Annotated in this window: 12 protein-coding genes and 1 tRNA gene; 6 read left to right on the top strand and 7 right to left on the bottom strand. The window is 38.3% G+C overall.

What is annotated here, in order from left to right:
• Positions 1 to 4: 4 nt before the first annotated feature.
• The 3 genes from EWU22_RS03600 to purB form a co-directional block, all read right to left on the bottom strand.
• On the bottom strand, positions 5 to 1,426 hold the full coding sequence (locus EWU22_RS03600; RefSeq protein WP_130924465.1) for an anthranilate synthase component I family protein: 1,422 nt from the start codon (positions 1,424 to 1,426) through the stop codon (positions 5 to 7).
• A 205-nt stretch (positions 1,427 to 1,631) separates the two neighbouring features.
• Positions 1,632 to 2,024, bottom strand: a complete 393-nt coding sequence (locus EWU22_RS03595; RefSeq protein ID WP_130924464.1) for a VOC family protein — start codon at positions 2,022 to 2,024, stop codon at positions 1,632 to 1,634.
• Between the two features lie 4 nt (positions 2,025 to 2,028).
• A complete protein-coding gene (gene purB / locus EWU22_RS03590; RefSeq protein WP_130924463.1) occupies positions 2,029 to 3,393 on the bottom strand; it encodes an adenylosuccinate lyase in 1,365 nt (454 codons plus the stop codon).
• A 120-nt stretch (positions 3,394 to 3,513) separates the two neighbouring features.
• On the opposite strand from purB, the gene EWU22_RS03585 reads away from it, so the two are divergent.
• Positions 3,514 to 4,542 carry a sensor histidine kinase gene (locus tag EWU22_RS03585; RefSeq protein WP_130924462.1) on the top strand — a complete coding sequence of 343 codons (1,029 nt, stop codon included), beginning with the start codon at positions 3,514 to 3,516 and terminating at the stop codon, positions 4,540 to 4,542.
• A gap of 157 nt (positions 4,543 to 4,699) precedes the next feature.
• Here EWU22_RS03585 and prfA read toward each other — a convergent pair whose 3' ends face one another.
• Complete coding sequence (gene prfA, locus EWU22_RS03580; RefSeq protein ID WP_109321993.1) at positions 4,700 to 5,770, bottom strand: peptide chain release factor 1; 1,071 nt, start codon at positions 5,768 to 5,770, stop codon at positions 4,700 to 4,702.
• A gap of 97 nt (positions 5,771 to 5,867) precedes the next feature.
• On the opposite strand from prfA, the gene EWU22_RS03575 reads away from it, so the two are divergent.
• On the top strand, positions 5,868 to 6,353 hold the full coding sequence (locus EWU22_RS03575; RefSeq protein ID WP_130924461.1) for a hypothetical protein: 486 nt from the start codon (positions 5,868 to 5,870) through the stop codon (positions 6,351 to 6,353).
• Here EWU22_RS03575 and EWU22_RS03570 read toward each other — a convergent pair.
• Positions 6,346 to 7,131: a DUF2520 domain-containing protein gene (locus EWU22_RS03570; protein WP_109321991.1), complete on the bottom strand. Its 786-nt coding sequence runs from the start codon at positions 7,129 to 7,131 to the stop codon at positions 6,346 to 6,348. The two genes, EWU22_RS03575 and EWU22_RS03570, sit on opposite strands and share 8 nt — an antisense overlap.
• 2 nt (positions 7,132 to 7,133) lie before the next feature.
• The gene (locus EWU22_RS03565) at positions 7,134 to 7,649 is read right to left on the bottom strand and encodes an HNH endonuclease (RefSeq protein ID WP_109321990.1); all 516 of its coding nucleotides are present in this window, start codon (positions 7,647 to 7,649) and stop codon (positions 7,134 to 7,136) included.
• A gap of 111 nt (positions 7,650 to 7,760) precedes the next feature.
• On the opposite strand from EWU22_RS03565, the gene EWU22_RS03560 reads away from it, so the two are divergent.
• Positions 7,761 to 8,954 carry a M20 metallopeptidase family protein gene (locus EWU22_RS03560; RefSeq protein ID WP_130924460.1) on the top strand — a complete coding sequence of 398 codons (1,194 nt, stop codon included), beginning with the start codon at positions 7,761 to 7,763 and terminating at the stop codon, positions 8,952 to 8,954.
• Here EWU22_RS03560 and EWU22_RS03555 read toward each other — a convergent pair.
• Entirely contained in the window at positions 8,951 to 9,742 is a 792-nt protein-coding gene (locus tag EWU22_RS03555) for a Rossmann-fold NAD(P)-binding domain-containing protein (RefSeq protein ID WP_130924459.1), read from the bottom strand. The two genes, EWU22_RS03560 and EWU22_RS03555, sit on opposite strands and share 4 nt — an antisense overlap.
• A gap of 142 nt (positions 9,743 to 9,884) precedes the next feature.
• On the opposite strand from EWU22_RS03555, the gene EWU22_RS03550 reads away from it, so the two are divergent.
• The 3 genes from EWU22_RS03550 to EWU22_RS03540 all read left to right on the top strand — a co-directional run bounded on the left by EWU22_RS03550 (position 9,885) and on the right by EWU22_RS03540 (position 12,826).
• Complete coding sequence (locus EWU22_RS03550; RefSeq protein WP_130924458.1) at positions 9,885 to 11,135, top strand: metallophosphoesterase; 1,251 nt, start codon at positions 9,885 to 9,887, stop codon at positions 11,133 to 11,135.
• Between the two features lie 200 nt (positions 11,136 to 11,335).
• A tRNA-Cys gene (locus EWU22_RS03545) sits at positions 11,336 to 11,406 on the top strand.
• A 214-nt stretch (positions 11,407 to 11,620) separates the two neighbouring features.
• Entirely contained in the window at positions 11,621 to 12,826 is a 1,206-nt protein-coding gene (locus EWU22_RS03540; protein WP_109321985.1) for a c-type cytochrome, read from the top strand.
• The last annotated feature ends 31 nt before the right edge of the window (positions 12,827 to 12,857 follow it).

Below are 12,857 nucleotides of genomic sequence, written 5' to 3'. Positions count from 1 at the left end.
CTTCTTATGCTAAATTTTCTGCTACATCCAAGGCCTTTTTCAGCGCAGCTAATTTGTTATGAATTTCTTGCATTTCACTGGCTACTATAGATTTAGCCACAACACCCATCCCGGCTTGATAAAACAAGGTATTCCCTTTACTCAAAAAGGTTCGAATAGCAATGGCGTGGTTGAAGTTGCCTTCAAAATCCATAAACCCGATAGCACCTCCATAAATATGGCGGTTGGTCGGTTCCAAACGATTAATAATCGTCATAGCATTATGCTTAGGTGCACCGCTTAAGGTTCCAGCAGGAAAGGTATCGGCCACCATTTGTAAAGGATTCACTCCTTTTTGTAAGGTTCCTGTCACCTTAGAGACTAAATGTATCACGTGAGAAAAGAATTGTACTTCTTTAAAAGTCTCCACCTTCACATTATCAGCACTTCTACTTAAATCGTTTCTGGCCAAATCCACTAACATCACATGTTCTGCTGATTCTTTAGGGTCTGCAATCAATGCCTGAGCTAATTCTGCATCGCGGGCATCATCCCCAGTCCGACGAAATGTACCAGCAATTGGATGAATTTCTGCCAAATCATGATCTATTTTGATTTGTTTCTCAGGTGAGGCTCCAAAGATGCGATATTGCTCATAATCAAAAAAGAACAAATAGGGCGATGGGTTAACTGAGCGTAAGGCTCGATAAACCTGAAAATCATCTCCTGTAAAATTTTGACTGAACCTTCTGGAAGGTACTATCTGAAATACATCACCACGTAAACAATGCTTAATGCAAGTCTTTACGATCTCTTCTGTCTGCTCCTCCGTTAAATTACTTTGTTCATCACCGACACGCTTAAATGCCTCCAACGTATAATGTGGCATTTCTAAATGGTAGGCCACAGCATCCAAACTAGGTGTTTCACCATCCAAATAACTATGGGCATACCATGTCATTTGGTTATTGAAATGATTCAATGCGACCACATAGCGATACACATAATAACGAATCGAAGGTATGGCTGTTTCTGGATTTTTATCTTGTATTTGAATATCTTCAAAATAAGTAACCGCATCATAGCTGATATGACCAAAAAGTCCGTTGGACATTGGTGAATCACCTACTTCTTTTTGGTAAGTAAAACGAGATGAAAAATCTTGTAATACCTTCACGGCATCTTTTGGATTTTCTAATCGGAAAGTTTCAACCGTTCCGTCGGGGAAAGTCTGTGTAACAAGCTGCTGATCCAAAACAAAACTAGCTACTGGATCAAAAGCAATATGAGAAAAACCATGTTCACGACCGTGATAATCAGCACTTTCAAGGATAACAGAATTTTTATAATTTTTTCTGATTTTCAAGAAAATACCAATGGGCGTTAGCGTATCAGCTAACAAGGTCTTCCTAGTGGTATGGATGGTAAATTTATTTGAACTGGACATGAGGCTATCGGCAAAATTAAAATAAAAAGGCTTACTGGGAACAGCAAGCCTTGAGTAAAACATATCATATACACACAGCAAAACTGTTCAAGGAAATTTTAGCCTTGCCACCAGTTTTTGTTGTATGTTGTTTTAGTCATTTCTATAATAATTTGATGCAAATGTAATCTGAAATATGGTAAATCAAAATTTCAAGATAAAAAAACTAGGCTTTCTTTTCCACTAAATCCCATAAATTACCATATAAATCTGCAAAAACGGCCACTTTACCATATTCTTCTACACTGGCTTCTCGAATTATTTCAATGTCATTTTGCAATAAATTTTGATAATCTCGATCAAAATCTTCCGTATGTAAAAACATGAAAACTCGTCCACCTGTTTGATTTCCAACACGGCTTTTTTGTTCTTCATTAGCTGCTTTTGCCAACAACAATTGACAAGAACCTTCTCCCACTGGTTTGACAATCACCCAGCGTTTCGTAGGGCTCAATACAGTATCCTCTACTAAGTCAAAACCCAGCTTTTGCGTATAAAAAGCGATGGCTTCATCGTAATCATCAACGACCAATGAAATTTGAGCTATTCTTTGATTCATCAGCTTAGTTTTCGTCTCTTCCCACGAAATTAAATGGTGAAATCAATAACAATTCAGCCTTGATGGCATCTGAAACCGCTAATCCTTGAATAAATCGCTGAAATACCGCTTGATCAATCTTGCCATGATGACGCGTTAATTCCTTCAAAGCTTCGTATGGTTTTGGATAAGACTCTCGGCGCAATACGGTTTGTATCGCCTCCGCAATCACCACCCAGTTTTCCTCCAAATCTTGGTGTATTTTGGATTCATTCAATTCCAATTTGCCTAATCCCCTTTGAAGTGAAGTCAAGGAAATAAGGATGTGTGCCAATGGAGTTCCGACATTTCTAAGAACCGTAGAATCGGTCAAATCTCGCTGCAAACGAGAAATTGGAAGCTTGGCTGACAAAAACTCAAGTAAGGCATTTGCAATGGCAAGATTTCCCTCCGCATTTTCAAAATCGATAGGATTCACTTTATGTGGCATCGCCGAAGAACCGATTTCTCCAGCCTTAATCTTTTGTTTGAAATAGCCCATGGAAACATAAGACCAAATATCACGAGCCAAATCCACTAAGATTGTATTCAATCGTTTTAAGCCATCAAAATAGGCCGCTAAATTATCGTAATGTTCAATTTGAGTGGTGTATTTGCTGCGTTGAATTCCTAATTTACTTTCCAACAAATTAGCTCCAAATTCGGGCCAATTAATCATTGGAAACGCAACATGATGGGCATTGAAATTACCTGTTGCTCCACCAAATTTTCCAGTAAAAGGAACTTGACCCAAAAGTTCCAATTGTCTATCTAGACGCTCTACAAACACCTGGATTTCTTTTCCTAAACGAGTTGGAGAAGCAGGCTGTCCGTGGGTATGCGCCAACATGGGAATTTCTTTCCAATCAGCCGCTAAAGCCGCCAACTGTTCTTTAACTTGTATATATGTTGGCCAAATTATTGCACGATGAGCTTCCAATATGGAAACAGGAATGGCGGTATTATTAATATCTTGAGAAGTTAAACCAAAGTGAATAAACTCTAAATATTCGCTTAAATCCCCAAATTGAGTAAAACCTTCAATTTTATCTTTAATGAAGTATTCAACTGCCTTTACATCGTGATTGGTTTCTTTTTCTTTTTCTTTGATCCAAAGTGCATCTTGCTCGGAAAAGTTTTGGTATAAACTACGCAAAGCAGGAATGGCTGCCGATGGAAAGCTTACTAGGGGAGCCAAAGGAATTTCGCATAAAGCAATGAAATATTCGATTTCCACTCGAACACGGTATTGAATTAATCCAAATTCAGAAAAATAAGGAGATAAGACTTCCGTTTGTTTTCGGTAACGACCATCAACGGGAGAGATGGCACTTAAGCGATTTAATTCCATGGTATTTTTTGTAAAGCGCAAAGGTACGAAAATGTGCGTAAAACCTGATTATACTAAAACAATTGGGCACATGATTCCCCAAAAGAAATTTAAATCGTAACTTGAAAACAAAAAAACAGCATGTTGAGCCCTAGATACCTCTCTCTATTATTGGCCTTTGTGATTGCTGGGGTTTGTACCTCTTTCCTTTCCTTTTTACCTAACACTGATTTCACCATACTCTTTGTTTGCTTTATCAGTTCCTTCATCTTTGGAAGTGCTGTCATTTATTTTGCCTTAGATAATTTAGTTTTCAAGGAGGTCAATAAATTATATGACCGTATCAAACAGATTAAAAAGAAGAATTTTTCTGTTATTCCTCGAAAACAGCTGATTGAGAAAGAAAACCCAATTGAGTTGTTAAAAGAGGAGCTGAATTCCTATGTAACCACCAAGGAAGATGAGGTTAAGGAATTGAAAAAGGCGGCAAAATACCGTCAGGAGTTTTTGGCTGATGTATCTCACGAATTGAAAACCCCAATTTTTGCTGCCCAAGGTTTTGTTCATACACTACTTGATAATCCAGAAGAAGACCCGGAAATCAGAAAAAGATTTTTGGAAAAAGCCGCTAAAAGTCTAGATGGGTTAGACATTTTGGTGAAGGATTTATTGACCGTTTCTCAAATTGAAACAGGCGCCATCAAAATTGATAAAAAGGCCCTTGATTTAAAGCCTTTAGTTATTGAAATCTTTGAACAATTGGAGGCTAAAGCCAAAGCTAAAAACATTGAACTAAAATTGATTGGCCACAATGGTCCGGTGCTTGTTAAAGCCGACTATCAGCGAATTAGTCAAGTATTGGTTAATTTAATAGATAATGGCATTAAATATGGGCATCAGGATGGCAAGGTTACTGTCCAATTAGAGGAAAAGAAAAAAGCTTTTTTAGTGATGGTCAAGGATAATGGACCTGGGGTGCCTGCAGAACATCTACCTCGCCTATTCGAACGATTTTATCGAGTAGATAAAAGTAGAGCAAAAATGAGTGGAGGATCAGGTTTAGGCTTGTCGATTGTGAAACACATTATCCAAGCCCACAATAGTAAGATTGCGGTATTCTCAAAAATAGATAAAGGAACATCCTTTCAATTTAAGTTGGAAAAGGCTTGAAAAAATCTTAACGCTGTCAAGGTTTAAAACCTTGACAGCGTTGGCGGTTTAACAATTTTCTCTCCCCTTTTGTTTCTATTTTTCAATCAGTTACTTGATAAAAAAAGCAGGCTTAGGTTTAAACCTAAGCCTGCTTCAACATCATCATCAAATTTTATTACATCGAACCCTCTTTCAAACGCTCGGCATTTTCTGCAATACGCAATTGCTCAATAAATTCAGCAATTTCGCCATCCATCACCACAGGTAAATTATACACCGTCAAACCAATGCGGTGATCCGTTACACGACCCTGAGGATAATTGTATGTTCTGATTTTATCTGATCGATCGCCCGATCCAACCATGGATTTTCTGTTTCCTGCTATTTCCGCATTCCTTTTCTCTAACTCAATCTCATATAACCTAGAACGCAACACCGTCATGGCCTTGTCGAAGTTCTTAATCTGAGATCTTTCATCTTGGCATTGCACCACTAAGCCTGAAGGAATGTGCGTCACACGTACCGCTGAATAGGTCGTATTTACCGACTGACCACCAGCACCAGAAGAACAGAAAGTATCTTTACGAATATCATTCATATTAATCTGAACATCCACCTCATCTGCTTCTGGCATCACAGCCACTGTAGCAGCTGATGTATGAATCCTACCTGCAGATTCTGTGGCAGGAACACGTTGTACACGATGTACTCCTGATTCAAACTTCAATTTAGCATATACATCTTCTCCTTGAACCGAAACGATAATCTCTTTAAAACCTCCCGCTGTACCTTCGGTAAAATCCATGATTTGAAAGGTCCAACCCATCTTCTCTGCATATCGCTGATACATACGAAACAAATCACCAGCAAAAATAGATGCCTCATCCCCACCTGTACCACCACGAATTTCCAGAATACAGTCCTTCGAATCATTCGGATCCTTCGGAATTAACATTTCCTTCAACTCCTCTTGCATTTCTTTTTCTTGAGGAACCAAAGTCTCTAATTCCGCTTTGGCCATATCTCTAAAATCCTCATCCTTTTCCGTAGCAATAACGTCTTTTGCCTCTTCAATGGATTTTAATAAATTTTGATAGGCCATATATTGATCTACAATCTTCTGTAAATCCTTGTATTCTTTACTTAAAGTTTTGAATTTCTTTAAATCAGAAACGATTTCAGGCATGGCAATTTGTTGCTCTACCTCTAAAAATCTTTCCCTAATAGCCTCCAGCTGCTCCAACATACTCGTATAATATTTTTAAAATTCCCCGCAAAGATAACAATTAAATTCATTGCCCTTTCTGCTTGGAAGGAATACCTTTGTAGAACAAATTCATCTCATGAAAAAATCACTTCTTTTTACTTGCCTTGCTTCAAGCATCCTTTCGCTTCATTCATGTGATTTCTCTAAGCGCATAGATACTACTGCTGCCGTGAAGGAAATGAAAAACCGACAAGTGAAGCGAATTCTTCCTCAGGACATTACCAATAAAGCCGATACATGGGGGCAGGAAATCCAAGCTATCATAGAAAACCCAACAAATAAATTAAGTTTAGATAGTATCTCTAAGCAATTTCAAATCAGCATACAATCTGGCAAAGCGATTACCTTAAAACAACGAAACAAGGATCAAAAAATTCAAGAAGTGTTGGATGCCTTAGATTACAGTCAATCCATAAAACAAGAAGTACCTCCTAGTATCCAAAAAAATACGACTGGGGATAGTCTTTATTATATCTTTATCAACAAAAAGCAAGACGTGATTTTATTGGGATTCAGCAAATCTCAAATAGTCATGAACATTGATAAACCTTTAATTAAGTAGTCTTTAAAATCTGCTGAACCATATTTCGGTATACCTCTTGCAGTTCCACTGTCGACAAAAAACCTTGTTGTTCAAACATCAAGCGTCCATCTTGAAAAGCATTAGCCTCAATTTGATTGGAAACAGGCAAATTTTTGAAATACGACTGAACATAGTTTTGAATCAAGCCTTGAAGCAGAGAAGTATCCAATTCAATGGAATGCAATAATCGACTTGCCTCTGCCCAAAGTTGCTGAGTAAATATTCCTGCTAAAAGCATGGATAGATAAATCTTCTTTCTTTCTTCTCCATTGACCAAATACATGGCATCGGTAATATCACGGGCCAATTGAACTAGCACTTGTTCTGTCTCTTCCACCATCACTTCTAAGCAAATAGGCATGTGACCCAAATTGATTTTTCTCCCACTTTGCAAATGTTGCACTGGGAAAAATATAGCTATTTGATTGGTACTTTCTCTGGCAGGATCATACCAAATAGAAGCCTCCGACAAGAGTACCGTTCCAGAAACCAACAATAAAGTGGCATATTTCGGAAGAATTAATTCTTTTAAAACTGTTGAATAAGCAATGTCTGGAACACAAAAGAAGAATACAGTAGATTTAGACTCTGAAAAATCCAAATGCTCCTGCACTTTAGCATTGTATAAATAACTAACTAAATCTTTCGCTTTGGCGGGATCTCGACTAAAAACTTCTTGAACACTATGTCCTGCATTTTCTAAAGCCTGCGATAAATGCCAGGCCACATGACCAGAACCAATAAAAGAAATATTCATGTTTAAACGATTTGTTCCATTTTAGATCCTACAAATGGAATCCATTGTTGATCCAAAATTCCTGAAAAATTCCGCAAAAACATAACAAAGGAAGGTTTAAATGGCCGTCTCTTTAAAGACATTCCCACTTCTTCAGGAGTATGATCTCCCTTTTTCGAATTACAATATTTGCAAGCAGTAGTTAAATTATCCCAAGAAGTTCGCCCTTGTCTTGATTTTGGCATCACATGATCTAAGGTTAAATGATCTTTAGAGCCACAATATTGACACATGTTATCATCCCGCTTAAAAATATTTTGCCGACTTAACACCACCCCTTTATATGGAAAATACACATATCGATTCAATCGAATCACGGAAGGAAAAGGAAATGTTTGTGTAATTGAATGAAGTTTTTCAGTGGTCGACTCGGCCACCAATTCCGCCTTATTAAGGTAGACCAACAGAAAGGCCTTCGGCATGGAACAGATGGTTAATGCACTATAATCTTGGTTTAAAACTAAAACTTTCCGACTCATAGGACAAAAGATTAAAGGTGAATACTCTCCTACACATCCCTTGTCTTTAAAGTTAAGAAAAAAACTCTTTGAAGCAATATTTTGTAGATTTGTAAAAAATTAAATTTTATTATGTCGAGTCTTCTTAAAAAGATACAGGAACTAGCTGAGCAACAGGCCAGTGCGAATATTGACACACGCCGTCATTTACACGCTCACCCCGAACTCTCCTTTCATGAATTCGAGACGCAGGCTTTTGTGGAAAAGCAATTGCATGATCTAGGCATTCCAACTCAGCGTATCGCCAATACCGGAGTGATTGCCATCATTGAAGGTAAAAACCCTAGTAAAAAAGTAGTGGCTTTACGGGCCGACATGGATGCCTTACCCATCCAAGAAACCAATAATGTCCCTTATAAATCCCAAAATCCAGGTGTAATGCATGCTTGTGGGCATGATGTGCATACTTCCTCTTTATTAGGAACAGCCCGGATCTTACAATCTGTTAAAGATGAATTCGAAGGTACAGTCAAATTACTATTTCAACCTGCAGAAGAAAAAGCTCCAGGTGGAGCTAGTATCATGATTCAAGAAGGGGCATTACAAAGCCCTAGCCCCGCTGGCATACTAGGCCAACATGTGGCCACCAACATCCCGGTTGGGAAAGTAGGATTTAGAGAAGGCATGTACATGGCAAGTGCCGATGAATTGTATTTAACCGTAAAAGGAAAAGGTGGGCATGGCGCCATGCCTGATCAATGCATCGACCCCATTGTGATTGCCTCTCATATTATTATTGCGATGCAACAAATCATTTCTAGAAATAAAAACCCTAGACTTCCTTCGGTACTTAGTTTTGGTAAATTCATTGCAGAAGGAGCCACCAATGTTATTCCCAATGAAGTGAAGATTGAAGGGACTTTCCGAGCCATGGATGAAGAATGGAGAGCGGATGGTTTGGCTAAAATGAAAAAATTGGCTGAAGGTATGGCTGAATCCATGGGTGGCTCTTGTGATTTCTTTGTTTTGAAAGGCTATCCTTTCCTAAAAAATAATCCCGAGTTAACTCGTCGCATGAAAGAAGCAGCCATAGCATATATGGGTGCTGACAACGTGATCGACCTAGACATTTGGATGGCAGCAGAAGATTTCGCCTTTTATACCCACCATGTAGACGCTTGTTTTTATCGTTTGGGAACAAGAAACGATGACAAAGGAATTATCAATGGTGTGCATACTCCCAATTTCAATATTGACGAGAAAGCCCTGAATGTGGGGCCTGGACTTATGGCTTGGTTGGCCATTCAAGAGCTAAGCATCGCTTAATTTTCGATCGGAAATAATAATGGATCTGGGTATTGAAACGAATAATTCAATGCCTGGATTAATTTGTCTGAAGTAATCACTTTAGTCGCATCCTTGTCTTCGAGGTATTCTACTGGTAAAACCAATCCTCGTCGTTCGCACTCCAATTTAACCAGTTCAGATTTAATAGGATGCTGAGGTGCTATCACATTAAAGGTACCATTAAGCTGACTTTTAATACTTTGAGCAATTATTTCAAGGACATCTGCCCGATGCACATAATTGACAGGATGGTTAGCTGCCGGTACTTTCTTACCCGAATAATATTTGGCTACAAAGCGTTCTCCTCCCATTAATCCGCCCAACCTTAACAAGAGTAGAGGGCATTGAACCCCATGTAAAATTTCCTCAGCCTGACACATTAAATTGTTTTCCAGAGCAGATTCTTCATTGACCAAACTATTTTCAGCTTGGTATATTGAAGTAGAAGAAAGGAAAATTACTTGTTGGTACGTTTTTTGGTTCAATAAGCGAACAAAATCTTGTAACACATCCAGGTAAAAATGATCTCCATTTTCTTTTCGACGAGGAGGAATAGTCCAAATAATCGTTTTGGCATCCAAAATTGATTCCCAAGCTTCGTTGGGCGAATTGACTTCCGCCCTCCACTGGACTAATTTAATAGTAGGATTTTGGATTGTTTTAGTTTGCGATGATTGACTTATTTGTACGGAATAACCCTTTTGTGATAATTTTTCCGCCAAAGGAACACCTATCCAACCTCCTCCTAAAATAGAAATATCAAACATAAATGTAAAAGAGGGAACAAAATATCCCCATTAGCCGTTAAGTCAGCAATTTAACTAGGATTATCCTGGGATAAATACCGTTTATCCAGATTATTTTTGATATTTCCTTGGATTGCCCCTATTTGCCACTCTAATTTAAGCCATGAATAAATTATTATTTATACCAATCATGAGTTTGCTAATTCTTGCCATTGATTATTATGTATGGCAAGCATTCAAAACAGGCTTTCAACAACAAAGTCAGTCGACCCAACAAATCATTCGATGGGTATATTGGGCAATATCTGCGAGTATCATATTTGGAATTATTGGATATAACTTTCTTCCATTGACTTATTGGAACAAAACGATTCGAACCTTCTTCATGGCCAGTGTTATGATTACGGTTATTTCCAAACTATTTGTCGTTATATTCTTGTTCATTGAAGATATCACACGCATCATTCGTTGGGCATTTACCAACAAAAACTTAGACATCATTCCGGGAGAGCCTGCGCCAGGACAGATCAGTAGAAGTGAGTTTTTATCCAAAACAGCCTTGGTTGTAGGAGCAGTCCCTGCGGCTACTTTTACTTTTGGGATACTTTCTGGAGCACATGATTACCGCGTGGAAAAGATTAGTTTAAAAATACCCAACCTACCTAAGGCATTTGATGGTCTACGCATTGCACAGCTTTCTGATATACATTCAGGCAGTTTTTACAATAAAAGAGCGGTACAAGGTGGAGTGGATATGGTGATGAAAGAAAAGGCTGACTTGCTGTTTTTCACGGGTGATTTAGTGAACAATGAGGCAACAGAAGTAGAAGATTATTTCCAAATGTTTTCCAAGTTACATGCTCCAATGGGGGTCTACAGCACCTTAGGGAATCATGATTATGGAGATTATGTAAAGTGGAAATCGCCACAGGCTAAAAAACAAAATCTACAAGATTTAATGAAGGCACATGAATTAATGGGCTGGAATCTCATGATGGATGAAAATAAAATCATCGAAGAATCAGGAGAAAAATTGGCTTTGATTGGGGTTCAGAACATTGGTGTAGGCCGTTTTCCTTGGTATGGTAATTTAGCCAAGGCTTATCAAGGAACAGAGGAAGCTAGTACCAAATTGTTATTATCTCATGATCCAACGCATTGGAATGCAGAAGTAACTCAAAAATATCAAGATATTGATGTGGCTTTTGCTGGCCACACCCATGGGACACAGTTTGGCGTAAAAATTGGCGATTTCAAATGGTCACCTGCGCAGTACGTTTACAAACAATGGGCAGGTTTGTACCAAGAAGGAAAACAACAATTGTATGTAAATCGTGGTTTTGGATACATTGGTTATCCTGGCCGAGTAGGAATGCCTCCTGAAATTTCTGTATTTACTTTAACTAGAGGATAAGAAAATGATTTCATCCTAAATGGAATGAAATCAAAGTGCGGTAAATGAGCGAAGTGTTATTAATTGAATGACCTAAAAACTTAGGTTGGAACGATTATTGGGGTAGTAAAACTGTTTTTTATTCCAATCTCTATCTTTAACAATTAAAAAACACTTGGCATTTTAACAAAAATGACCTAATTTTGTGTCCCCAAAACGATGGTTTCGTGGCCGAGTGGCTAGGCAGAGGTCTGCAAAACCTTCTACAGCGGTTCGAATCCGCTCGAAACCTCCCAAAAACCTCCCAATCTGGGAGGTTTTTTTATGCAAAATAATTTAGGTACAATTTATTATCAAAATATTGAAATTTAAGGTTTAGCTTATTTTGAAAAATTCTAAATAGAAGGGTAAAGCTTAAAAATTCCTGAAATTGAATGGCAAATAAATTGTTTCCTAAAAATTCGAATTGTAGTTTTGCGGACTGAATAAATAGGAGATTTTCAAACATGAATCGCAAAAATTTTACGCTCGTTAAATTCCTTTTCTCATTTCTGTTTTTGTTTGCATCAACATATGCAACTTTAGCGCAAGACGCTGCGGAGGGGGAAACATTGTTTAAAAACAACTGTGCTGCTTGTCATAGTAGTACGGATGAAGTACTCGTAGGACCTGGTTTAAAAGGTGTTGGAGAACGTAGACCCATCGAATGGATCGTTAAATGGGTCCATAACCCACAGGCAGTTATTGCATCTGGCGACAAATATGCCAATGAACTTTACAATAAGTTCAATAAGGCTGCCATGACTCCATATCCAAACTTCTCAGAAGGTCAAATTAAAAGCATTATCGCTTATATTGACGCTTCTAATGCTGCTCCTGCCGCCCCTGCAGCCGGTGCTGCTCCAGCAGGTGCTGCCGCGCCAGCTGCCGCTGCTAGCTCAGGTGGAATGATGGAAGTATTATTAGTTGGATTATTAGTGATCATGGTTTTTGTATTGATCGCCTTATTATCTATCGTAAGTACTTTAAGTAAATTAAGTGCTGGAGAAGCTGATTCAGAAGCTCCATTGATGAAAAGAATTGCTGAAAATGCTAAAAAATTAGCCGCTAATTCCGCTGTAAAAACAGGTATCATCATCTTCGCCTTATTGTTAGGTGGTAAAGCAACGATTGATGCAGCATATGGTGTAGGTATTCACCAAGGATATGCTCCAGAGCAGCCGATTAAATTCTCTCACAAGCTGCATGCAGGTCAATATCAGATCAACTGTAACTATTGTCATACAGGTGTATACGAAGGAAAAGGCGCTAATGTCCCTTCTGCTAACATTTGTATGAACTGTCATAATGCTATCAAAAGAGAGTCTCCAGAAATTCAAAAAATTTACCAAGCATTAGAAAAGGACGAACCAATTCAATGGGTTCGTGTACACAACCTTCCTGATTTAGCTTATTTCAATCACTCACAACATACCAATGTGGGTAATTTGGAATGTAAGAACTGCCACGGAGATATTGAGAAAATGGAAGTAGTAGAACAACGTTCTTCTTTAACCATGGGATGGTGTATTGATTGTCACCGTAATACGGACGTCAATGCAAAAGGCAATGCCTATTATGATAAATTGGTTGAAGTTCACAATAAGGATAGCAAGACTCCCCTTAAAGTACAAAACATTGGCGGTTTAGAGTGTTCTAAGTGCCACTATTAATAGTATACGCGTTATAAAAGATTCAATTTTA

This window comes from Aquirufa nivalisilvae, from assembly GCF_004307455.1.
In the GTDB taxonomy this organism is placed as follows: Bacteria; Bacteroidota; Bacteroidia; order Cytophagales; family Spirosomataceae; genus Aquirufa; species Aquirufa nivalisilvae.
This window is presented reverse-complemented; position numbering and strand designations above follow the sequence as displayed.